The following is a 21,090-nucleotide window of genomic DNA, read 5'->3' as shown; positions in this document are numbered from 1 at the left end:
ACAAATCCATGCCATCCTTCAACATCCCGGCCCGGCCGCCCCAGCGTACCTCACGTCATCCATCGCCGCGCCGCTTCCTGCTCAAGTCGCTCGGCGGCCTCGGCCTGGTTTCGATGCTGCCGTCCCTGGTGCGGGCGCAGTCGGCCGAAGCAGGCTATCCCAGCCGCTCCGTCACCTACGTCGTGCCGTTCACGCCGGGCGGCTCCACCGACGTCATCGGCCGTGCGCTCACGCAGAAGCTGTCGGAGCGACTGGGCCAGCCTTTCGTCGTCGACAACAAGCCCGGCGCCGCGGGTGCCGTCGGCGCCGGCATCGTGGCCCGGGCCAAGCCCGACGGCTACACGCTGTTCGGCGGCACCATCAGCACGCATGCGATCAACGCCAGCCTGTACAAGAATCTACCGTACGACCCGGTGAAGGATTTCGAGCCCGTTTGCCTCGTGGCCATGCTGCCCAATGTGCTCATCGTCGACCCCAAGCTCGGCGTGAACTCGGTGGCCGAACTCGTGGCCCTGCTCAAGCGCGACCCGAGCAAGCGCAACTTCGCCTCCAGCGGCGCCGGCACCTCGACCCACCTGGCCGGCGAAATGTTCGCCGACCTCATCGGCGTGAAGCTCGACCACATCCCCTACAAGGGCACGCCGCCGGCCATGATGGACGTGTCGGGCGGCCTGGTGACCTTCATGTTCGACCAGATGACGGGCGCCGCGCCGCTGGCTGCCGGCGGCAAGCTCAAGCTCCTGGCCGTGACCACCGGCAAGCGCATCGCGTTGGCGCCGCAGCTGCCGACGATGATCGAGTCCGGCATCGCCGGCTTCGAGATGTCGTCCTGGCAGGCCGTCTACGCACCCAAAGGCACGCCCAAGGCGATCGTGACCAAGCTCAACAGCGAGATCGTGGCCATCCTCGCGCTGCCCGATGTGAAGGACAAGCTGCAGACCCAGCTCGGCATGGAGATCGTCGCCAGCAGCCCCGAGCAGCTGGCCGCGCACATGGCCAAGGAGATTCCCCGCTGGGGAGCGCTGGTGGCCAAGTCGGGGGCCAAGGCCGATTGATGTCTTGACGCTCCTGCGCACCCGTTCGCCCTGAGCCCGTCGAAGGGCATTCGGCCCCGAGCTGATCCGAGCCCTTCGACAAGCCCAGGGCGAACGGGAAAAGTAAACCGCTTTATCAACCATCGACGCCACACCATGTCCGACCTGAACCCCACCACCCTGGAAAACCTGCGCCACGTGAGCGTGGCCACCCTGTGCACGCAGCTGTTCAAGCGCGGCTTCCGCAATGTCTTCCTGCAGGGCATCGCGCGGCTGACCGACCCGAGCGGCGGCAATCTGGTCGGCCCGGCCTACACCATGCGCAACATCCCCGCGCGGGAAGACCTGGACCAGATCAGCGCGTTCCAGGACCCGAACCATCCGCAGCGCAAGGGCATCGAGAGCGTGCCGCCCGGCCATGTGCTGGTCATCGACTGCCGCGGCGAGACGCGCGTGGCCTCCGGCGGCGGCATCCTGACCACGCGGCTCCAGGTGCGCGGCGCGGCCGGCCTCGTCTCCGACGGCCCGGTGCGCGACAGCGGCTTCATCGCCGAGATGGATTTCCCCGTCTACTGCGCCGGCGGCAGCGCGCCGCTGAACCTGATCCACCACCATGCGGTGGACCTGAACGTGCCCATCGGCTGCGGCGGCGTGGCCGTGTACCCGGGCGACGTGGTGGTCGGTGACGACGAAGGCGTGGTCATCATCCCGGCGCACCTGGCCGACGAAGTGGCCCGCGACGCGGTGGAGCAGGAAAAGATGGAGGTCTTCATCCTGGAGAGAGTGCAGGGCGGCGCCAAGCTGGCCGGCACCTATCCGCCGAATGCCGAGACGCTGGCGGCCTATGCCGAATGGGCCAAAACCCGGGGCGCCTGATGGGCCCATCTGCTATCGATTAAATAGCTGACGACGCCGGTTCCACCAGCGCCAGAGGCCGATTTGACCTCAAATTCCGGAGACAAGATGAAAACTTCCCTGCTCGCTTTCTGCGCCGCCGCGCTGGCCGCCTCCGCGCCAATGGCATCCGTGGCACAAAACTTCCCCACCAAGCCGATGACCATCGTCGTGCCGGCCTCCCCCGGCGGCGCGATCGACCTGGCGGCGCGGCTGATCGGCCAGAAGCTCACCGACGCCTGGGGGCAGCCGGTGGTCATCGACAACAAGACCGGCGCCACCGGCATCATCGGCACCGACTTCGTGGCCAAGGCCGCACCCGACGGCCATGTCCTGGCGCTGGTGGCCAGCAGCCATGCGATCAATCCGAGCATGGTGAAGAAGCTGCCGTTCGACACGCTCAAAAGCTTCGAGCCGGTGATCCAGACCCATGTGGTGCCGCTGATGCTGGTGGTGTCGAACACGCTGCCGGTGAAGAGCGTCATGGAACTCAAGGCCTACGGCCTGGCCCATCCGGGCAAGCTGTCCTTCGCCTCCAGCGGCTCCGGCGGCGCGCCGCATTTCTCCGGCGAGCTGTTCAAGAGCATGGCCGGCATCGACATGGTGCACATCCCCTACAAGGGCAGCACGCTCGCGCATCCCGACGTGATCAGCGGCCGCGTGTCGCTGATGTTCGATACCGTGGCGGCGATCAACGTGCAGGTCAAGGCCGGTACGGTGCGCGCGCTGGCGGTGACCACGGCCAAACGCGCCTCGGTGGCCCCCGACGTGCCGACCATGATCGAGGCCGGCATGCCCGGCTACGAGACCAGCACCTGGGGCGGCCTGCTCGCACCGGCCGGCACACCGAAGGCGGTAGTGGCCAAGCTCAACGCCGAGGTCAACAAGATCCTGCTGATGCCCGACGTGCGCCAGCGCCTGCTCGATGCCGGCATCGAACCCGGTGGCGGCACGCCGCAGCAATTCACCGACTTCATCGGCACCGAAATGGTGAAGTGGGCCAAGGTCGCGAAAGACGCCGGTATCAGTCCAGAATAAGTGTCCTGTCCACTGCCCACGCACAAGCCCATGAAACCATGCCTCCTCCAGGTCGGCGCCCTGCTGCCCGCGCTTGAAACGACACTGAACGAACGCTACGACATCGTCCCCCTCTGGAAACAGCCCGATCCGGCCGCCTACCTGGCCCGGCACGGCGCCGAATTCGTCGGCGCCGTGACCTCGGCGCGCTTCGGCGCGGACACGGCGCTGATCAACGCGATGCCCAACCTCAAGGTCATCTCCAGCTTCGGCGTGGGTTACGAGACGATCGACATCGCACTGGCCAGGTCGCGTGGCATCCCCGTGGGCTACACGCCCGACGTGCTCAACGACTGCGTGGCCGACACCGCCTTCGGGCTGGTGATGGACGTGGCGCGTCAGTTCAGCGCCTCCGACCGTTTCGTGCGCCGCGGCGACTGGCAGAAGGGCACCTATCCGCTGACCACCAGGATCAGCGGCAAGCGCCTGGGCATCATGGGCCTGGGCCGCATCGGCCGCGTCATTGCCAAGCGCGCTGGCGGCTTCGACATGGAGGTGCGCTACCACAACCGCAAGCCGGTGGCCGACGTGGCCTACGCCTACGAGCCCACCCTCAAAGGCCTGGCCGAATGGGCCGATTTCCTGGTGATCGCGAGTGCCGGCGGGCCCGAGACCCGGCATCTGGTGTCGAAGGAGGTGCTGGCCGCGCTCGGGCCGCAAGGCTTCCTGGTCAACATCTCGCGCGGCTCGGTGGTGGACGAAGCCGCCCTGGTGCAGGCGCTGGAGGCCAGGACCATCGCCGGCGCCGGGCTCGACGTGTTCGGGGACGAACCGCGTGTGCCCGAGCGGCTGTTCGCGCTGGACAACGTGGTGCTGCTGCCGCACCTGGCCAGCGCCACCCACGAGACGCGCAAGGCCATGGGCGACCTGGTGCTGGAGAACCTGCGCCGCTTTTTCGAGACCGGCCGGGTGGCGGTCGCCGTGCCTTGAGGGCGGCGCCGCGTGAACGCCCGGTCAACGCGGGTGAAGCTGCGGTAAAGGGGACGAATGGCAATTGTGCGGCGTGCCCGACAGGTCTATAACGGAAGCCGTCGCATCCAATAACCTACACCAATGCGACGGGCCTTTTTGTGGACGGCATCCGCCCCGGAAGGGCCGGGTGTTGACTTGAAAGGGTTCCATGTCAGACCTTCCTCTCCCCACATTCCGCTTCCCAGCAGGCACCCACATCGTTCAGGTCCAGCCGCCGCAACGCGGCGCGGTCACGATGGCGTCCCCGGCGCTCGACGTGTTCACCGACCTGGCCCAGATCCGCGCCGCCACCGTGCAGCCGCAGAGCGGCCTCGGTCAGGCCGAGCTGAAGATGATCCACCAGGGTGTGCGGCTGCTGTTCGTGGTCTCCGACATGCCATCGGTGGACGGCATCCTGACGGCCGCCGACATCGCCGGCGACCGTCCGATGCGGCTGGTGACGCAGCGCGGCGTCAAGTACCAGGAGCTCACCGTGGCCGACGTGATGACGCCGCTGTCCGAGATCGATGCGGTCACCTTCGCCTCGCTGCAGCGCGCCACGGTGGAGCAGGTGGTGGGCACGCTGCTCAGCCGGGGCCGGCCGCACCTGTTGGTGATCGACTCCGAAACCGCCGACGGCTCGCCGCGCATCCGCGGCCTGATCTCGCAGACGCAGGTGGAGCGCCAGCTCGGCCGGCAATTGCAGCAAAGCGGCATGGCCCGCACCTTCGCCGAAATCGAACAGGTGCTCGCCGGTCACTGAACGCACGGCGGATCGGGCCGGCGGCGATCCACAATCACCGCATGCGCACCTTTCTGCTTTTCGTCGCCACCGCGGTCTGCGAGATCGTCGGCTGTTACCTGCCCTGGCTGTGGCTCAGGCAGGGTGGGCCGATCTGGCTGCTGCTGCCCGCGGCGCTGTCGCTGGCGGCCTTCGCCTGGCTGCTGACGCTGCACGGCACCGCCGCCGGCCGTGTCTACGCGGCCTACGGCGGGGTGTACATCGGCGTGGCCATCGCCTGGCTGTGGGCGGTGGACGGCATCCGCCCCACGCCGTGGGACATCGCCGGTTGCGCCGTGGCACTCGCAGGCATGGGATTGATCATGTTCCAGCCGGATTGACGGCGCCGCTTCGTCTACAGTCGGGCTTCCAACCCAGGACGAACCACAGAAGGAAAACGCCGACCCATGCCAGCCGATGCGCCCGTGCGCCCGACCGCCGCCCTGCCCAGGCCCCGTATCTACCTGGCCGGGCCGGACGTGTTCTTCCGCGATGCGCCGCGCATCTTCGAGAGCCTGAAAGCCGCCTGCGACCGGCTCGGCCTGATCGGTGTGGAGCCGTCCGATGGCGGGCTGGCCGACGGCTTCCAGGGCAACGATGAAGCGCTCGCACAACGCATCTACGAGGGCAACATCGCCTTGATCCGCGAGGCCGACGCGGTGCTTGCCAACCTGCAGGATTTCCGCGGCCATGAGCCGGATTCGGGTACGGTGTTCGAAGTCGGCTTCGCGGTGGCCCTGGGCAAGCCGGTGGCCGCCTATGGCGTGGGCGCGGGCAGTTATGCGGACCGTGTGAGCGCGCTGATTCCGTGTGAAAAAGACAACACCGGCATCTCGCGCGAAAAGGCCAGCGGTACCATGGTGGAAGGGCTGGGCCAGCGGCTCAACCTGATGTTGTCGCGCTCCACGGCCATTGAGGCCTCCGCGGAGGCCGCACTCGCGCGGCTGGCCTGGATGCTGGGCGTGGGCGATCCAAACTGAGGTGCACTGCATGAGGTTTCACCGATTCCAGCGGGCGCAGCGCATGGCGCTGGTGGTGTTGCTGCCGGTGTGGCTGCTCGGCTGCGCGACCCGCCCGCCCAACAACCACGTGCCGGCCAGCGGTTTCGGCAACGAGACGGGCGGGGCCGACGTCGCCTCGCGCCTGTCGGCCGACCAGGCCAACGACGTCACCATCTACGCGGTCAGCCTGGTCGGCACACCGTACCGCTACGGCGGCAACACGCCGGATGCGGGCTTCGATTGCAGCGGCCTGATCGGCTACGTGTACCGCGAGCGCGCCGGCCTCAAGGCGCCGCGCACCGTGGCCTCCCTGGTGAACTGGGGCCAGCCGGTGACGGCCGGCACGGTGCGCACCGGCGACTTGGTGGTGTTCGGCCGCGGCTCGAACGTCACCCATGCGGGCATCTACGTCGGCGAAGGGCGCTTCGTGCACGCGCCCTCCAGCGGCGGCGAGGTGCGGCTCGACCAGTTGGCCTCGAGCTACTGGTCGCGCCAGCAGATGGCGTTTCGGCGACCCTGAAGTTGCCCTGGAGTTGGGGACGTCCTGGCAACTGCCGGGCTTGTCCTACAGCGTTTTCCTTCCTGCGTGTTATGGTTTTTTCACAAAAAACAGTCACGTCGAAAAGGGAGGATTCGGAATATGCCGAGGATGTTCAACAGGCCGCGCCTTGCCGTGCGGAAGCTGGCCTGCGCCACGGGCGCCATGGCCATCGTCGCGTTGCTGGGGCCGGCGGCGGCCCAGGCCGCGAAGCTCACTTTGGGCAATGGGGACCAGGTCAGCGGCGAGATCCTCGACCTGAAAGACCAGACGTTGCGGCTCAAGTCGCCGCTGTTCGGCGAGGTGAAGATTCCCTGGTCGCAGGTGGCCGAGCTGAGATCCGACGAAGGGGTGCGCATCCGGCTCGCCGACGGCACGGAGCTCCAGGGCCAGCTGGTGCTGCAGCCCGATGGCAAGGTTGTCGTCGCCCAGGGTGCCGCACCCGCGCGCGACCTCGAGCGTGCCGATGTGGCCCTGCTGAACCCGCCTGTGGCGGACAACGCGACCAAGTATTCCGGCCATGCCACGCTGGGCGGCACCTTCAACCGGGGCAATTCGCGCGACGATGCCCTGAACCTCGATGCCGAACTCGTGGCCCGCGCGCCGACCAACCGATACACGCTGAACGCCGAATCGCACGAGGCGAAGTCCACCGGCGTTACCACCACCTCGAACCGCCTGTTGTCCGGCCAGTACGACCGGTTCCTGACGCCGAAGGACTACCTGTTCGTCAACGCCAAGGCGCAGACCGACAAGCAGGCCGACCTCACCTTGCGCAGCACGCTAGGCGCGGGCTACGGCCGGCAGTTCTTCGAGACCGACGTGAAGAAACTGTCGGCCGAGGCCGGCCTAAGCTATGTCAACGAGAACTACGACCTCGCGGCCAACAAGTCCTTCCCGGCGCTGAGCCTGGGCCTGAACTACGAACAGAAGTTCTTCGACAACCGGCTGGTGCTGTTCAACAAGACCGATGTCTCGGTGAGCCTGAGCAACACCCAGGACACCTTGCTGAAGAACAAGTTCGGCTTCCGCGTGCCGATCGCCAACGGTCTCAACCTGAGCACCCAGCTCAACATCTCGTACGACCATTCGCCGCCGCTGGGCGTGAAGAAGACCGACACCAACGTGGTCGTCGGCGTCGGCTACGCGTTCTGACGGGCGTCAGGCCGGCTCGACGCCGTTGCGCAGCTTGGCCTCGACGGAAGCCGGCGCCACCATGAAGGCCAGCAGTTCGCGCACCGCCTCTGGCTGTGCGGAGGTGGCTGCCAGGCCGGCCGAGAAGGTGGTGATGATCTGGATCGCGTCGGGCAGCGGGCCGAGCACGTCGATGCCGGCCAGGTGGACCAATTCGCTGAGCTGCTGAAAACCGAGCGCCACCTCGCCCTTGGCCACCAGCGAGCCGACCGGGACGCCGGGCGGCGCCTGCACGATGCGCGGCTTGATCTCGTCGGCAATGCCCCAGCTTTCGAACAGCTTCACCAGGTGCACGCCACTCGGGCCGGTGGAGTAGCTCACCGTGGGCGCGGCCAGCACGGCGCGTTTCACGGCGTCTTCGCTGCCCACGTCTGGATGCGGCGTGCCGCTGCGCACCGCGATCGACACGCCGGACTTGGCCAGATCGACACGGCTGCCGGCGACGATCTTGCCATCCTTGGTCAACGACTCGATGGCGTTGGCGGCCAGCACCACGATGTCGAAGGCCTCGCCGGCCTGCACGCGTTTGGCCGCGTCCACGCCACCGACGGATTCGAGCACGACCTCCTGCGGGGACGATTTCCTGAATTCGGCAACGAGTTCGGCCAGCACCTGTTTGGTGGCCATGGAGGAAATGATGCGGATGGGGCTCGGCATGGGGTCTCTTTCGAAAAATGAAGGTGTCGGAACGACGGCGCCGCAATTTTGCCTTCAGCGGCACTTCGGCGCATGCACGGCGCGGCTCAGTGCGCGAGCGCCATGCCCGCACAGGCCGCCGACAACAGCGACGCGGCGGTGCGCACGTGGTTCCAGCGCAGCCACTCGCGCAGATAGACCGGCCAGTAGGCCGCGGCCTGCGGTGAGTCGGGATCCATGGGCCTGAGCTTCTCGTTGCGCGGCACGTTGCAGGCGCCGGTGACGACGAAGGCACCGAGGAAGAAGAGCAGGCCAGAGGCCAGCAGCCAGGCCGATCGCGCCGTGCCCCACGGGTAGAAGCCCGCAAGCACGCAGATGGCCGACAGCACCGTGGTGCCGATGAAGATCGCCATGAACAGCGGTTTCAGTACCACCAGGTTGATGCGCTGCATGGCCGCGACGCCCTGGTGCGCGGGCAACTGAGCCAGCGCCTTCATCACGAAGGCCGAGAACGCGAAGAACACGCCGCCGACGACGGCGGCGCCCAGACAGGCCAGCAGGGGCAGGGTGGACAGCATGCGGCGGCGCCTCAGTGCTGGGGCGTAGCGGCGCGCAAACGCAACTGCCACAGCGCCACCACCAGCCCGGCGATGAGCGCCAAGGCGACGATCAGGTGCTCATGGTGCCTCAGGTTGCCGATCGCACGGTGCGCGAGTTGGCTGATGGCCACGCCGAAGAAACTCACGACAAAGGCCCACAGCAGCGCCGCCACGGCCGACAGCGGCACATAGACGGCGGCACGCATGCGGCCCATGCCCAGCGCGATCGGCAGCACGATGCGCAAGCCCCAGGCGAAGCGCATGCCCATCACGATGGCCACCGGATGGCGGTCCACGAAACTTCGCACCTTGTCCAGCCGCTGCTGGATGCGCGGGTACTTCTCTCCGATGGTGGCGCCGCGGCGCCGCCCCAGGAAGAAATAGAACTGGTCGCTGAGGAAGGCCGCCGCGGCGCCGCAGGCCACCACCAGCGGCATCTGCAGGTAACCCTGGTGCACGGCGTAGGCGCCGAGCAGCAGGATGGTTTCGCCTTCGAACAGGCCGGCGAAGAAGATGGCGTAGTAGCCGTATTCCTGGAGGAGGTGGGAGGTGTGCATGTCAGTGACGCCCGGCCGCCCGAAGGCACTGGAGCGCCCCCTCGGGGGGCAGCGATACGCGAAGCGATGAGCGTGGGGGCTGTTTCATGTCAATGGCTGGAATCTGGGTGCGTCGGGTGGATCGACGCGTACATGGCATGCTATCGCCTTTCCTCCGTCAGATTCCGATGCCGATGACCCGATTGTTTTGTTTCCCACCGCCGCGCAGCCTGTTTCTGGCCGTGTTGATGGCGCTGTGCCTGGCTTGCGGCGCGGCCCGTGCGCAGCAAGCCGCCGCGGCGCCCGTCGACGACGATGCGGCCCTGGATCAGGCACGCAGCCAGATCCAGCTGGTGCAGAAGAGCCTTGCGACGGCGCGCGACGACGACAGCCTGCTGGCTTTGCGCACCGCCGCCCTGGCCGCGCGCGACCAGGCCGATGCCACCGCCACGCGGCTGGCCCCGCAACTGGCCGGCGTGCAGGCGCGGCTGGCCGAACTCGGTGCGCCGCCGGCCGACAAGAAGGAGCCGGCCGACATCGCCAAGCTGCGCGCCGACCTCGAAAAAAGCCGGGTGACGCTGGATGCGAACGTAAAGCTCGCGCGGCTGCTGTCGGTCGAAGGCGAGCAGGCGGCCGACCAGATCTGGGCGCAGCGCCGCTCGCAATTCCAGGCCCATCTCGGCGAACGCACGGCTTCGATCCTGGCCAAGCCGTTCTGGTCGGAACTGGCCGACAACTTCGTGCAGGATGCCGGGCGGCTGTCGAGCCTGGGTGCGCAGCTGTCGGCCGCCGTGGCGCGGACCACGGCCGGCGTCTGGGCCGGCGGGCTGCTGGCGGTGGTCCTGATCGTGGGGCTGCGCCTGTGGGCCGGCCGCGCGGTGTTGCGCGTGGTGACGACCCGGGTGCCCCCCGGGCGGCTGCGGCGTTCGCTCTATGCGCTGCTGCATACGGCGCTGGCCGCGCTGGCACCGGGCCTGATCGCGATGGTGGCGTACCAGGTGCTGGTCTGGGACGCGCCGCTGCCCGATACCGCCGACGAACTGCTCACGCACACCGTCGGCTTGCTGATCTTCGGCGGCTATGTGACCGGCCTGGGCAACGCCCTGCTGTCGCCGGCGCGGCCGAGCTGGCGGCTGTCGCACATGCCCGACGGCGTGGCGCGCGGGCTGCGCGCCTTTCCGCTGGCGCTCGGGGTGATCACCGTGGCAGGCTGGGTGGCCGAGCGCTTGTACGCGCTGGTCAACGCCAGCCTGGCGACCACGGTGGCGCTGAACTGCATCCAGGCGCTGGCCCTGGGCCTCGTGATGGTGTGGGTGGTGATGCGTGGCGAACGGCTGCGCCGCATCGAGGAGGCCGAGACCAAGCCGCGCGAGGACGGCCCGCCCCGGCGGCCGACCTGGCTGGCCGCGCTCACGGCGGTGGTCTGGCTGGTCCTGGTGACCAGCATCGGCAGCCTGGTGCTGGGCTACGTGGCCTTCGGCAGTTTTGCCGTGCGCCAGGTGGCCTGGTTCGGTGTGGTCGTGCTGTCCGCCTACTTGCTGTCGGTGTTCATCGACGACGTGTGCATGGGCTGGCTGGCCGTGCGCGAGCCCGAAGGCGCGGCGGACGCGCCTGCGAATGCCGCGGACAAGCCCGTCGTCTGGCGCTTGCGCAACCAGTTCGCGGTATTGCTGTCGGGCGCGCTGCGTGTGTTCATCGCGCTGGTGGCGCTGATCCTGATCGTGGCGCCGTTCGGGGAGGGGCCGTCCGAGCTGTTCCAGCGCACCGGCGAGATCAGCGCGGGCCTGTCGATCGGCGAGGTCAACCTGCGCCCGGATGCCGTGCTACAGGCCCTGCTGGTGCTGGTGCTGGGCTTGACGGCGGTGCGCCTGCTCAAGGGCTGGCTCACGGCCAAGCTGCTGCCCACCACCAGCCTGGACGCCGGCATGCAGACCTCGGCCGTCACCCTGTTCAACTACGCGGGCGTGGTGCTGGCCGTGGCGCTGGCAATGTCGGCCGTGGGCATCGGGCTGGAACGCATCGCCTGGGTGGCGAGTGCCCTGTCGGTGGGGATCGGTTTCGGCCTGCAGGCGGTGGTGCAGAACTTCGTCTCGGGGCTGATCCTGCTGGCCGAGCGGCCGGTCAAGGTCGGCGACTGGGTGGCGCTCGGCGGCGTGGAGGGCGACATCCGCCGCATCAACGTGCGCGCCACCGAGATCCAGATGGGCGACCGCTCCACGGTGATCGTGCCCAATTCCGAGTTCATCACCAAGACCGTGCGCAACGTGACCATGGCCAGCCCGCTCGGCCTGGTGCAGATCAAGCTGCCGATGCCGCTGGACACCGATGCGCTGCGCGTGCGCGACCTGTTGCTGGCGGCCTTCCAGGCGCACGGCGACGTGCTGGACAGCCCCGCGCCGAACGTCGCGCTGGACGGCATCGACAACGGCCGGCTGGTGTTCAACGCCACCGGCTACGTGAACTCGCCGCGCCTGGCCTACAACGTGCGCAGTGCGCTGCTGTTCGAGGTGCTGCAGCAGTTGCGCGAGGCCAAGCTCACGCTGTCCAACCCGTCGACCATCCTGATGGGGCCGGGCCTGACAGGGCTGGGCGGGCCCCCCGCCGTGCCGCCGCCGCTGGCGTAGCTACTGCTGCTGGCCCTGCCGCGCGCGTCGCTCGCGCAGCACGGTGACCGAATCGCCGCCTTCGCCCCAGTTGTCGGGATCGACCTCGTCGATGATGACCACCACGCTGTCCCGGCGCTTGTCGAGCACGTCCTGCATCAGTTGCGTGACGCCGGCGATCAGGGCGGCCTTCTGTTCGCGGGTGGTGGGTTTCTCGCGGCGAGTGAGGCGGATGTTGACAAGAGGCATGAGGGCTCCGTTGAACGCGAAAGTGGTGACAAAAGGGGGCGAGAGGCGCCTTGCCATTCTCGCCCGGAACGGGTTCAGGGTGTGAAGGTCGGCAGCCCGAGCTGGCTCAGCACGGCGTTGCCAGCAGTGCCGTTCAGGCGCACGGTCTTGACGGTGCTGAGGCGGTCCTTGAACCCCCAGTACACCTGGCCGCCCCGCTCGACGAACACCCGTTCATAACTCAGTGCCGCAAATTTCGTCGGCAGGCCGCTGAAGGTCATCACGCGGCCATCGCCGAGGGTCGTGATGGTGTAGGTGCCGGTACCGGCCACGGTGCAGTTGCGAGTCGAGTCGTTCGAGGCACGTTGCAGGCAGGTGTAGTAGGTGGTGGCATTGCTGCTGCCGCCCGCAAAGGACACCCGCAGCCTGGTGTTGGTGGTGTAGAAGCCCGCCGTGGTGCCGGGGCCGACCGGTGCATTGCCCAGCGTGCCCATCGAAGTCGTGGTGTTGCCCCAGCCTTCGTTGGGTGTCAGGCTGGTGTAGCTCTGCCCATTCAGGCCACTGTCGGTCTGCTGGTTGTAGATGCATGGCGTGCCCGGATTGCGCGCGATCATGGTCTCCAGCGTGACGGCCTGCGACGCATTGTTCCCGCTGACGTTGCAGGCCACCTGGCGGTTCACTGTGGCGTTGCCGCCGGCGGCGACATCCGCGTCGGCGACGGTGACGATGTTGCTGGTTCGCACGTCGTAGCCGATGGCCGTGGCGGTGGTGGTGTCGGTTTGCGAGATCAGGCGTGACTCGGCGGGGAAGGTCGCGGTGCCCACGCTGGCCGTCACCGCACCGGTGAACCAGGTCGGCGCCTTGCCCCAGTTGCCGCCGTCGGTGCGGGTGCTCTGGATCAACGCGAAGATGTCCGCCATCGACCGGCTGGAGATGTCGGACGTGACGCGTTGCGTCGTGCCGAGGTTGCGGCCGTCGCAATTGTTGTAGCTGCTGCGGCCCTGCGCGTCGCGCACGGTGCTGGTGTTCTGGAAATCCACCGTGCAGCCGACCCAGGCCGTGCCGCTCCAGTGCAGGTCGCCGGCGCGCGCCGGGTCATTGTTGATGTTCCAGATCGTGTCGACGCCGGCGACCCTGGCGTGTCGGATCGAGCGGTAACGGGTCAGGCCGTTGGCGTCCGGCGTGGCTTCGGCGGCGGTAGAGGTGAAGATGCGCGTGTACCAGTTGGCGGTGTCGCCCGCGTTCACCCAATCCAGCGAGAAGCTGGCCACCGGCGTGCTGCTTTCGGTAACGGCCGGCGCAGTGGCCAGACTCACGGCCGCGGCTGCGGTGGCGGGCGTGAGGCCGGCGTCGGCCACCACGGTGCCGACGGCGCTGGCGATAGCCGATTTGCAAGCGGCCGACTTCCTGTCCCCACAGGCGTCGGCCACGCTGGCGTCGCTGCCCGCCAGCACGGCGGCTGTCAGCAGGTTGGTGGCGTTGGCCAGGATCGCCTTCTGGATGTCGGCGGAACTGCCCAGTGCAACGGTCTGGCTCTGGATGGCCGCCACCAGGATGCGGGCTGCGTTGGCCGATTGCGCATCGGCGGTCGCCGCCGCCACGTAGTTGGCCAGGGGGGAACTGCTCAGGCCTGCCTGCGCCTGCAACGTGTCCGCCGCCGCTGCGGGGCTCAAGCCCAGGGTGCTCACCATCTGCTGCACAAGGGTCGTCAATGGGCTGATGACCGGGTTCGACACCGGGGCCGTGAGCCGGTAGGCCGTGGCGACCGGGGTGTTCGGATCGTCTTCATCGATCGCGCCCACCGGCACTTCCGCCACGACCGGGTACTTGCCCAGAGCCGAAGCGAGCACCGGGAAACTGACAGCGCCGCCCGCCGTGCTGGTGCCGAAGGGTTCGTCGGCGTCGCAGGCGCCATTGCCGTTCAGGTCCAGGCACACCTTGGCGCCGCTGAGGGGGCCGTCGATGACCGTGAGCGACAGCATGCTGGTCTCAGGGGCCGGCGCAGGGGCTGGCGCGGCAACTTCTGCGCCGCCACCGCTACCGCCTCCGCAGGCGGCCAGCAGGCTGGCCGCCGTCAGCAGTGCAAGTTTCGTACGTGTTTTCATGGCTTTGTCCTTGAGATGTTGGTACTTCGGGCTGAAGCAACAACATGTTCGGGAGACCCACCTGACGCGTCATCCTTCCGTCATGCGATGAAAGCGCGCGTGCTCCGTCAAACGGTGGATGAAACCGTGCCCGCTCGCGCGGTGGCCCACATCACCCCACGGAGATCAGGCCACTGCGCAACCGGTGGCGGCCTGCCAGATGTGGTACCACTGCTGGCGGTCCAGGCGCAAATCGGCGGCGCCGGCGGCGATGCGCACCCGGGCCGGATCGGTCGTGCCCAGCACCGGGATGACGCCGGACGGATGGCGCATCAGCCAGGCCAGGGCCACCTGGTCCGGCGTGGCACTGCCGAGGGCTTCGCCGACCTCGGCGAGCGCGGTGCGCAGGCGCTGCATGTCCGGGGCGTCCGCGGTGAACAGCGCGCCGCCGCCCAGCGGCGACCAGGCCATGGGGATGCAGTGCTGCTCCTGGCAGAGGTCGAGCGTGCCGTCTTCGAACGGCGCGCGGCGCAGCACGGAGAGCTCGATCTGGTTCGCCGCCAACTCCGGCAGGCGCGCGGCCAGCAGCCGCTGCTGAGACGGGCTGAAGTTGGAGACGCCGACATGCCGCGCCTTGCCGGCCCGTACCATCTGGCGCAGCGTGTCGGCCAGTTCGTCCGCGTCGAACAGGAAATCGGGCCGGTGCACGAGGAAGAGGTCCAGGTGGTCGGTGCGCAGTTTCTGCAGGGACGCGTCGAGGCTCGCGCGCAGGTGGGCCGCGCCGTTGTCGTAGTGCTTCACGCGGTGCGCGGGCCGTGCGTCGGAGACCAGGCACACGCCGCCCTTGCTGACCAGGCGGACCCGGTCGCGCGGGACGCGCGATGCGGCCAGGGCGTCGCCGAAAGCCTGTTCCCCAGCGTAGTTGCCATAGATGTCGGCGAGATCGAAGGTGTCGATGCCGACATCGAGGCTGGCGGCGATCAGTTCGACCAGGCGAGGCCGTGGCAGCTGCACGCGGCCGGCGCGCCAGAGGCCGAGTACCAGGGGCGATAAGCGCAGGCGCTCGTCGGGACGGGCGTCGGGTTGAGGTTGTGGGATGGTGTGCATGGATGAAACCGGTGATGGGAAAAGGGCAGTCGGAAATCGGGAATGAGAGCTCGGATCGTATGCCCTATCCCGGCGGGGCAGGCGACGCAGCCGCCGGTGCAGCGGCCCGTACCACCGCCAGGAAGGCGGCCAGCGCGGCGTTGTCCTGCGGAGTTTTCCAGACGCAGTAGGCCTGCGAGTTGGCGGTGGAGCGGTCCAGCCGCACGAACACGGCACCGTCCATGCCCGAACGCCGCAGCGCCGCCGGCACCAGGGCCACCCCCATGCCCTGGGCCACCAGGGACACCACGCTGAGCCAGTGCCGCACCTCGTGGCGTACGTCGGGGGTGAAGCCCGCATCGGCGCAGATACCGAGGATGCGCTCGTGGTAGTCGGGCGAGGCGCTTCGGGCGAACAGCACGAAAGGCTCGTCGCGCAACGCTTCGAGGGCGACACTGCGCTTGCGCGCGAGCCGGTGGCCGGCGGGCAGGCAGCAGACGAAGGCCTCGTCGGCCACCAGGATCTGCGCCATCTCGTCGGCGACGCGATGGGTATGCACGAAACCCACGTCGAGCCGCCCATGGGCGAGTTCGCCGAGCTGGTCCTGCGAGTTCAGCTCCTTGAGCACCACCCGGACCTCGGGGTTGCTGGCCTGGAACCGGCCCAGCATCTGCGGCAGGCCACGAAACAGCATGGCCCCCACGAAGCCGACCTGCAGCCGCCCGGTCAGTCCCTGCGCCACGTCGCGCGCGTGCCGTGCCGCATCCGCGGCGTGGTCGAGCAGGGCCCGCGCCTCTGGGACGAAGGCCTTGCCGGCGGCGGTGAGCCGCACTTCCTTGCTGTTGCGTGTGAACAGCCGCGCGCCGACGGAGGCCTCCAGCTGCTGGATGTTCAGGCTCAGCGGTGGCTGCGAAATCGACAGGCGGCGGGCCGCCCGGCCGAAGTGCAGCTCGTCGGCCAGGACCAGAAAGTAGCGCAGATGGCGGAATTCCATGATTAAAAAATTGTATCGTCGAAGAGATATTCGGGATTGGACAAGCATCGACGGGTTTTCAACAATGGGCCCAGGAGACAACGCCCATGAACGCAGACACATCGAGGCCAGGCGCGCATACGGCGGCCGCCGCGCCGATCCCTCACCCGCATCCGGTGCCCGACCAGTCCGGCGTCAACCTGTTCACCAGCGACCCCGGCCTGCAGGCCCTGCTGTCGGCCTATCTCGCGCCGGAACTGCTGGCCCATCTACAGCCCCGGCTGACGCAACTCGGCGCGCTGGCCGGGGGCACCCTGGACGCGCTGGCCCACACCGCCGACAAGAACCCTCCCGAGTTGGTCCATCGCACGCGCGCCGGCATCGACAGGCAGATGATCGTCAAGCACCCGGCCTACGTCGAGATGGAGCGGCTCGCGTTCGGCGAATATGCCCTGGCCGCAATCTCGCACCGTGATGACGTGCTCGGCTGGTCGGGGCCGCTGCCGGCCACGGTGAAATACACGCTGACCTACCTCTTCGTGCAGGCGGAGTTCGGCCTGTGCTGCCCGGTATCGATGACCGATTCGCTGACCCGCACATTGAAGAAGTTCGGTGCGCCCGAACTCGTGGCGCGCTACCTGCCCGCGCTCACCAGCCTGGACATGGACACGCTGGCGCAGGGGGCGATGTTCATGACCGAGCAGGGCGCGGGTTCGGACATCGCCACCACCGCCACCATGGCCTATCCGGTGGACGGAGCGCCAGGGGCTTACCGGCTCGAAGGCGACAAGTGGTTCTGCTCCAATCCGGATGCCGCCTTGGCCATGGTGCTGGCCAGGGTCGACGGCGGCGCGCCGGGCCTGAAGGGGGTGTCGCTGTTCCTGCTGCCGCGCGAACTGGAGGACGGCACGCGCAATGCCTATCGCATCATCCGGCTGAAAGACAAGCTGGGCACGCGCTCCATGGCCAGCGGCGAGATCCGGCTGGAGGGCGCGAGGGCCTACCTGGTCGGGGAGCCGGGGCGTGGCTTCGTGCAGATGGCCGACATGGTGAACAACTCGCGCCTGTCCAACGGGGTGCGCGCCGCCGGCCTGATGCGCCGCGCGGTGAGCGAGGCGCTGTTCATTGCGCGCCATCGCGAGGCTTTCGGCCGCAAGCTGATCGCGCTGCCGCTGATGCGCCGGCAACTGATGAAGCTGCTGCTGCCGAGCGAGCAGGCGCGCAGCATGGTGTTCCAGACGGCCGAGGCGCTGCGCCGCGCCGACGCCGGCGATGCCCAGGCCTACGGCCTGGCGCGCATTCTCACGCCGCTGATCAAGTTCCGCGCCTGCCGGGACGCACGCAAGGTGACGGGCGACGCGATGGAAGTGCGTGGCGGCTGTGGCTACATCGAGGAATGGAGCGATGCGCGGCTGGTGCGCGACGCGCACCTGGGCTCGATCTGGGAGGGCACGAGCAACATCGTGGCGCTGGACGTCATACGCGCCATCAAGCGCGAGAACGCCTTGCCGATTCTGATGGCACACCTGGCGCAGCTGCTGCAGGCGGCGGACCTGGCAACCGTGGAGCGCGATGAATTCAGCGGGCTCATGGGCCGCGTGCAGCGCCTGGCCGAGGCCGCCGCGGCGGACGGCGGCGAGCCGCTGGCCCGGCGCGCGGCGTCGGCGCTGTACCACCTGGCCTCGGCGGCGGCGATGCATTGGGAGGCGGCCCGCATCGGCACACTGGAACGCCGGCATCTGGCCGGGCTGGTGGTGCGCCACCGCCTGCTGCCGGCCGATCCGACGGCGGCCGGTGCCGCCGACACCGCCGCAGAGCGGTTTTTCCTGGGCGACTGATTTCCGGCACGGCCGTGGCGGTGCATTTCCATTTCAACAAGGAGACAAAAATGACCCAACGCAGAACCTGTCTGCTCGGCGCTGGCGGCTGGCTGGCCGCTTCGCTGCTGCCCCTGTCCGCCCTGGCGGAGAACACCGGCGCCTTCCCGTCGAAGACGCTGACCCTGGTGGTGCCGTTCGCCTCGGGCGGGCCGACCGACGCGATGGCCCGTACGTTGGCCAATGCGATCCGGCCCTTGCTCGGCCAGACGATGATCGTCGACAACAAGCCCGGTGCCGGCGGCAACATCGGCGCCGAGTGGGTGGCACGTGCGCCGACCGACGGTCTCACGCTGCTGTTCGGCACCTCCGGGCCCCTGGCGATCAACGTGAGTCTGTACAGGAAGATCGGCTACGACCCGATCAAGAGTTTCGCGCCCATCATCCAGATCGGCCACCTGCCCAATGTGCTGGTGGTGCATCCCAGCGTGCCGGCGGCCAACGTCAAGGAGCTGATCGCCTACGCCCGCGCCAACCCGGGCAAGCTGAGCTATGCCTCGTCGGGCAATGGCGCTTCCTCGCACCTGGCGGGCGTGCTGTTCAACATGCGTTCGGGCACCGACATCCAGCACATTCCGTACAAGGGCACCGGCCCGGCCCTGAACGACCTGCTCGGCGGCCAGGTGACGATGTCGTTCACCGATGTGTTGACCGCCTTGCCGCACATCAAGGCCGGCAAGCTCAAGGTGCTGGGCGTCACCACGGCCAGCCACTCGCGTGCGCTGCCCGAGGTGCCCACGCTGGAAGAGCAGGGTGTGAAGGACTTCGACGTGAGCGTGTTCTTCGGCATCGTGGCGCCGGCCGGCACGCCGCCGGAAGTGGTCGCCAAGTTGAACACCGCCTTCGCCACCGTGCTGCAGCAGCCCGAGGTGAAACAGGTGCTGGCGGCACAGGGCCTGGAGCCGGCGCCATCGACCACGCCCGCCCAACTGGCGGGCTTCATGAAGTCGGAGCTGGCCAAGTGGCACGACGTGGTGAAAGCCTCCGGCGCCACCGTCGACTGACCTCCATCGTCCATCCAACCTGGAAAGCCCTCGCATGCCAGAACCCACCTCGCCCGGCGCACTTGCCGGCATCCGCGTGATCGATTTGTCCCGTGTGCTCGGCGGGCCTTACTGCGGCCAGATCCTGGGCGACCACGGCGCCGACGTGCTCAAGGTCGAGCCGCCGCAGGGCGACGACACGCGCGCCTGGGGACCGCCGTTCCAGGACGGTGTGGCGTCCTACTACCTCGGGCTCAATCGCAACAAGCTCGGCACGCAGCTCGACCTGACGACCGCGTCCGGCCGCGAGGTCCTGCTCGGGCTGCTGGAAGGCGCCGACGTGCTTGTGGAGAATTTCAAGACCGGCACCATGGAGAAATGGGGCCTCGGCCATGAGGTGCTGGCCGAGCGCTTCCCCCGGCTGGTGCATTGCCGGGTGAGCGGCTTCGGCGCCGATGGCCCCCTGGGCGGACTGGCCGGCTACGACGCGGCGGTGCAGGCGCTCTCCGGCATCATGAGCGTGAACGGGGAAGCCGGCGGCCAGCCGCTGCGGGTCGGCCTGCCGGTGGTGGACCTGGTCACCGGCCTGAACGCCGCGCTCGGCGTGCTGATGGCCCTGCAGGAGCGCGGGCGCAGCGGCCGGGGCCAGTTCGTGGAGGCCAGCCTGTTCGATTGCGCCTTGTCGTTGCTACATCCGCACGCGGCCAACTGGTTCCTCGATGGCCGATCGCCCGGCCTGACCGGCAATGCGCATCCCAACATCTATCCGTACGACGCGTTTCCAACGGCTGGCGTGCCGGTGTTCCTGGCCGTGGGCAACGACCGGCAATTCCGCCTGTTGTGCCAGCATCTGGCCACCAGCTGGGCGCAGGATGCGCGTTATGCGACAGCGGGGGCGCGTTCGGTGAACCGGGCGGCGTTGCGGGAGGCCATCGAACCGGTTCTGTCCACGCAGGACGGCGCGGCGCTGGCCGAGGCCCTGATGGCCATCGGCGTGCCCTGCGCACCCATTCTCACCGTGGATGCTGCGCTGCAGCACCCGCATACCGCGCACCGGGAGATGGTGGTGCGCATCGGCAACTACACCGGGGTGGGCTCACCGATCAAGCTCAGCCGCACGCCGGCGTCCTACCGGCACGCGCCGCCGACGCGCCTGGGCAAACCGCCGGACGAGTCAACCGCGGGCTGAACGCCGCAGGGAAGTTCAGGCCAGGGGCGCCGCTGCGGACTGCGGGGCCTGCTGCTCGGCGTGGGCGGAATACACCCCGTCGATCTGTTCGTTGATGGTGTTCCACAGCGGCTTGACCAGGGCGCGCAGGCTGTCGTACATGCCTTCGACCCGCAGCATCGACGGGATGCGCTGGCCCCGGTGTTCCACCGGCCCGCCGATGGGCACGATGTGCACGCCGAGTTTGCCGAAATGCTCCGCCAGGCGCGGCTCGGTCAGGGTGAACAGGTATTCGACGCCCTGGCGCCGCGCCAGGGCCACCGCGCCGATGTACAGGCTCACCGGGATGAACGGAAAGCGCGGCTGCTGCTCGTTGCCGAAGTCGTTGTCGGAGATGACGGCGGCGCTGTGCTGTTCGCCCTTGCGTCGGCGGAACTCGGACAACACTGCCAGCCTGGACACCTCGGCGATCCGGTGGCGCGGCAGCTTGGCCGGATCGATGATGCTGCGGTCCAGCGTGTTGCGGCAGGTGAGCTCGAACGGCAGCGGCGCATCAGGATCGGCGTTGTCGGTCAACACCACGCGCGCACAACCCACCAGGCGGCTGGGCTCTTGCGCGGTGCGCACCAGGCAATGCACCGAGCGCGCATCGTATTGGTCGGTTTCCCGCTGGTTGTCGCGCACCGGCTCGAAGCCGAGTTCACGCGCATACACGTCGTGTCGGATGAAAAAGACATCGTCGATGCGTTCCGGCTCGAGCGCTGGGGCGATGGAGAAATAGGTCTTGTAACCGTCGCCGAGGTGGGCTCTTGTGGGTTCTGTCATGGGAAACCTCTTGGAATGCTGG

21 protein-coding genes are annotated in these 21,090 nt (G+C 68.3%); 13 read left to right on the top strand and 8 right to left on the bottom strand.

The genetic code is table 11. The features are described from left to right. The first annotated feature begins 113 nt into the window (after positions 1 to 113). The 9 genes from RD110_RS15475 (at position 114) to RD110_RS15435 (ending at position 7,431) form a co-directional block, all read left to right on the top strand. A complete protein-coding gene (locus RD110_RS15475; protein ID WP_076205086.1) occupies positions 114 to 1,055 on the top strand; it encodes a Bug family tripartite tricarboxylate transporter substrate binding protein in 942 nt (313 codons plus the stop codon). 135 nt (positions 1,056 to 1,190) lie between these two features. Beyond that, positions 1,191 to 1,910, top strand: coding sequence for a ribonuclease activity regulator RraA (locus RD110_RS15470; RefSeq protein WP_076200301.1), 720 nt, complete (start codon positions 1,191 to 1,193; stop codon positions 1,908 to 1,910). Positions 1,911 to 1,997: 87 nt separating this feature from the next. Further along, the gene (locus tag RD110_RS15465) at positions 1,998 to 2,966 is read left to right on the top strand and encodes a tripartite tricarboxylate transporter substrate binding protein (protein ID WP_076200300.1); all 969 of its coding nucleotides are present in this window, start codon (positions 1,998 to 2,000) and stop codon (positions 2,964 to 2,966) included. 30 nt (positions 2,967 to 2,996) lie between these two features. After that, positions 2,997 to 3,935, top strand: a complete 939-nt coding sequence (locus tag RD110_RS15460) for a 2-hydroxyacid dehydrogenase (protein WP_076200299.1) — start codon at positions 2,997 to 2,999, stop codon at positions 3,933 to 3,935. Positions 3,936 to 4,125: 190 nt separating this feature from the next. Continuing rightward, positions 4,126 to 4,719, top strand: coding sequence for a CBS domain-containing protein (locus RD110_RS15455; RefSeq protein WP_076200298.1), 594 nt, complete (start codon positions 4,126 to 4,128; stop codon positions 4,717 to 4,719). 41 nt (positions 4,720 to 4,760) lie between these two features. Then, a complete protein-coding gene (locus RD110_RS15450) occupies positions 4,761 to 5,078 on the top strand; it encodes a YnfA family protein (protein WP_076200297.1) in 318 nt (105 codons plus the stop codon). Positions 5,079 to 5,144: 66 nt separating this feature from the next. Then, the gene (locus tag RD110_RS15445) at positions 5,145 to 5,717 is read left to right on the top strand and encodes a nucleoside 2-deoxyribosyltransferase (RefSeq protein ID WP_076200296.1); all 573 of its coding nucleotides are present in this window, start codon (positions 5,145 to 5,147) and stop codon (positions 5,715 to 5,717) included. 43 nt (positions 5,718 to 5,760) lie between these two features. After that, the gene (locus RD110_RS15440) at positions 5,761 to 6,258 is read left to right on the top strand and encodes a C40 family peptidase (RefSeq protein ID WP_157900390.1); all 498 of its coding nucleotides are present in this window, start codon (positions 5,761 to 5,763) and stop codon (positions 6,256 to 6,258) included. Between the two features lie 120 nt (positions 6,259 to 6,378). Beyond that, positions 6,379 to 7,431 carry a DUF481 domain-containing protein gene (locus RD110_RS15435; RefSeq protein ID WP_083686296.1) on the top strand — a complete coding sequence of 351 codons (1,053 nt, stop codon included), beginning with the start codon at positions 6,379 to 6,381 and terminating at the stop codon, positions 7,429 to 7,431. Between the two features lie 6 nt (positions 7,432 to 7,437). Here RD110_RS15435 and RD110_RS15430 read toward each other — a convergent pair whose 3' ends face one another. From RD110_RS15430 to RD110_RS15420, 3 genes are all read right to left on the bottom strand, one after another. Then, complete coding sequence (locus RD110_RS15430) at positions 7,438 to 8,127, bottom strand: substrate-binding domain-containing protein (protein WP_076200294.1); 690 nt, start codon at positions 8,125 to 8,127, stop codon at positions 7,438 to 7,440. 86 nt (positions 8,128 to 8,213) lie between these two features. Next, a complete protein-coding gene (locus RD110_RS15425) occupies positions 8,214 to 8,684 on the bottom strand; it encodes an anthrone oxygenase family protein (RefSeq protein WP_076200293.1) in 471 nt (156 codons plus the stop codon). Positions 8,685 to 8,695: 11 nt separating this feature from the next. Continuing rightward, positions 8,696 to 9,262 carry a DedA family protein gene (locus RD110_RS15420; protein ID WP_076200292.1) on the bottom strand — a complete coding sequence of 189 codons (567 nt, stop codon included), beginning with the start codon at positions 9,260 to 9,262 and terminating at the stop codon, positions 8,696 to 8,698. Between the two features lie 173 nt (positions 9,263 to 9,435). Here RD110_RS15420 and RD110_RS15415 point away from each other — a divergent pair, with 173 nt between their 5' ends. Beyond that, entirely contained in the window at positions 9,436 to 11,865 is a 2,430-nt protein-coding gene (locus tag RD110_RS15415; RefSeq protein ID WP_157900198.1) for a DUF3772 domain-containing protein, read from the top strand. Here RD110_RS15415 and RD110_RS15410 read toward each other — a convergent pair whose 3' ends face one another. From RD110_RS15410 to RD110_RS15395, 4 genes are all read right to left on the bottom strand, one after another. Beyond that, a complete protein-coding gene (locus RD110_RS15410) occupies positions 11,866 to 12,093 on the bottom strand; it encodes a tautomerase family protein (protein ID WP_076200290.1) in 228 nt (75 codons plus the stop codon). Positions 12,094 to 12,167: 74 nt separating this feature from the next. Then, positions 12,168 to 14,177, bottom strand: coding sequence for a hypothetical protein (locus RD110_RS15405; protein WP_076200289.1), 2,010 nt, complete (start codon positions 14,175 to 14,177; stop codon positions 12,168 to 12,170). 165 nt (positions 14,178 to 14,342) lie between these two features. Further along, complete coding sequence (locus RD110_RS15400; RefSeq protein WP_076200288.1) at positions 14,343 to 15,263, bottom strand: aldo/keto reductase; 921 nt, start codon at positions 15,261 to 15,263, stop codon at positions 14,343 to 14,345. A gap of 64 nt (positions 15,264 to 15,327) precedes the next feature. Further along, positions 15,328 to 16,236: a LysR family transcriptional regulator gene (locus RD110_RS15395; RefSeq protein ID WP_076200287.1), complete on the bottom strand. Its 909-nt coding sequence runs from the start codon at positions 16,234 to 16,236 to the stop codon at positions 15,328 to 15,330. An 86-nt stretch (positions 16,237 to 16,322) separates the two neighbouring features. Here RD110_RS15395 and RD110_RS15390 point away from each other — a divergent pair, with 86 nt between their 5' ends. From RD110_RS15390 to RD110_RS15380, 3 genes are read left to right on the top strand one after another with little or no spacing between them, the layout of a single operon-like run. Then, on the top strand, positions 16,323 to 18,053 hold the full coding sequence (locus RD110_RS15390; protein WP_076200286.1) for an acyl-CoA dehydrogenase family protein: 1,731 nt from the start codon (positions 16,323 to 16,325) through the stop codon (positions 18,051 to 18,053). 50 nt (positions 18,054 to 18,103) lie between these two features. Continuing rightward, entirely contained in the window at positions 18,104 to 19,096 is a 993-nt protein-coding gene (locus tag RD110_RS15385; RefSeq protein WP_076205082.1) for a Bug family tripartite tricarboxylate transporter substrate binding protein, read from the top strand. Between the two features lie 34 nt (positions 19,097 to 19,130). Further along, positions 19,131 to 20,264 carry a CaiB/BaiF CoA transferase family protein gene (locus tag RD110_RS15380; protein WP_076200285.1) on the top strand — a complete coding sequence of 378 codons (1,134 nt, stop codon included), beginning with the start codon at positions 19,131 to 19,133 and terminating at the stop codon, positions 20,262 to 20,264. A gap of 15 nt (positions 20,265 to 20,279) precedes the next feature. Here the strand turns inward: RD110_RS15380 and RD110_RS15375 are convergent, their stop codons facing one another. Then, positions 20,280 to 21,068, bottom strand: coding sequence for a PEP-CTERM/exosortase system-associated acyltransferase (locus tag RD110_RS15375; RefSeq protein ID WP_076200284.1), 789 nt, complete (start codon positions 21,066 to 21,068; stop codon positions 20,280 to 20,282). Positions 21,069 to 21,090 lie beyond the last annotated feature (22 nt).

Source organism: Rhodoferax koreense (genome assembly GCF_001955695.1).
GTDB lineage: Bacteria > Pseudomonadota > Gammaproteobacteria > Burkholderiales > Burkholderiaceae_C > Rhodoferax_B > Rhodoferax_B koreensis.
The sequence above is the reverse complement of the archived record's forward strand: the minus strand, read 5'-3'. Positions and strand labels throughout refer to the sequence as shown.

Excerpts from the sequence above, each read along its gene's own strand:
- RD110_RS15475 (WP_076205086.1), top strand. The coding sequence starts at position 114 with ATGCTGCCGTCCCTGGTGCGGGCGCAGTCGGCCGAAGCAGGCTATCCC.
- RD110_RS15470 (WP_076200301.1), top strand. The coding sequence starts at position 1,191 with ATGTCCGACCTGAACCCCACCACCCTGGAAAACCTGCGCCACGTGAGC.
- RD110_RS15465 (WP_076200300.1), top strand. The coding sequence starts at position 1,998 with ATGAAAACTTCCCTGCTCGCTTTCTGCGCCGCCGCGCTGGCCGCCTCC.
- RD110_RS15460 (WP_076200299.1), top strand. The coding sequence starts at position 2,997 with ATGAAACCATGCCTCCTCCAGGTCGGCGCCCTGCTGCCCGCGCTTGAA.
- RD110_RS15455 (WP_076200298.1), top strand. The coding sequence starts at position 4,126 with ATGTCAGACCTTCCTCTCCCCACATTCCGCTTCCCAGCAGGCACCCAC.
- RD110_RS15450 (WP_076200297.1), top strand. The coding sequence starts at position 4,761 with ATGCGCACCTTTCTGCTTTTCGTCGCCACCGCGGTCTGCGAGATCGTC.
- RD110_RS15445 (WP_076200296.1), top strand. The coding sequence starts at position 5,145 with ATGCCAGCCGATGCGCCCGTGCGCCCGACCGCCGCCCTGCCCAGGCCC.
- RD110_RS15440 (WP_157900390.1), top strand. The coding sequence starts at position 5,761 with ATGGCGCTGGTGGTGTTGCTGCCGGTGTGGCTGCTCGGCTGCGCGACC.
- RD110_RS15435 (WP_083686296.1), top strand. The coding sequence starts at position 6,379 with ATGCCGAGGATGTTCAACAGGCCGCGCCTTGCCGTGCGGAAGCTGGCC.
- RD110_RS15430 (WP_076200294.1), bottom strand. The coding sequence starts at position 8,127 with ATGCCGAGCCCCATCCGCATCATTTCCTCCATGGCCACCAAACAGGTG.
- RD110_RS15425 (WP_076200293.1), bottom strand. The coding sequence starts at position 8,684 with ATGCTGTCCACCCTGCCCCTGCTGGCCTGTCTGGGCGCCGCCGTCGTC.
- RD110_RS15420 (WP_076200292.1), bottom strand. The coding sequence starts at position 9,262 with ATGCACACCTCCCACCTCCTCCAGGAATACGGCTACTACGCCATCTTC.
- RD110_RS15415 (WP_157900198.1), top strand. The coding sequence starts at position 9,436 with ATGACCCGATTGTTTTGTTTCCCACCGCCGCGCAGCCTGTTTCTGGCC.
- RD110_RS15410 (WP_076200290.1), bottom strand. The coding sequence starts at position 12,093 with ATGCCTCTTGTCAACATCCGCCTCACTCGCCGCGAGAAACCCACCACC.
- RD110_RS15405 (WP_076200289.1), bottom strand. The coding sequence starts at position 14,177 with ATGAAAACACGTACGAAACTTGCACTGCTGACGGCGGCCAGCCTGCTG.
- RD110_RS15400 (WP_076200288.1), bottom strand. The coding sequence starts at position 15,263 with ATGCACACCATCCCACAACCTCAACCCGACGCCCGTCCCGACGAGCGC.
- RD110_RS15395 (WP_076200287.1), bottom strand. The coding sequence starts at position 16,236 with ATGGAATTCCGCCATCTGCGCTACTTTCTGGTCCTGGCCGACGAGCTG.
- RD110_RS15390 (WP_076200286.1), top strand. The coding sequence starts at position 16,323 with ATGAACGCAGACACATCGAGGCCAGGCGCGCATACGGCGGCCGCCGCG.
- RD110_RS15385 (WP_076205082.1), top strand. The coding sequence starts at position 18,104 with ATGACCCAACGCAGAACCTGTCTGCTCGGCGCTGGCGGCTGGCTGGCC.
- RD110_RS15380 (WP_076200285.1), top strand. The coding sequence starts at position 19,131 with ATGCCAGAACCCACCTCGCCCGGCGCACTTGCCGGCATCCGCGTGATC.
- RD110_RS15375 (WP_076200284.1), bottom strand. The coding sequence starts at position 21,068 with ATGACAGAACCCACAAGAGCCCACCTCGGCGACGGTTACAAGACCTAT.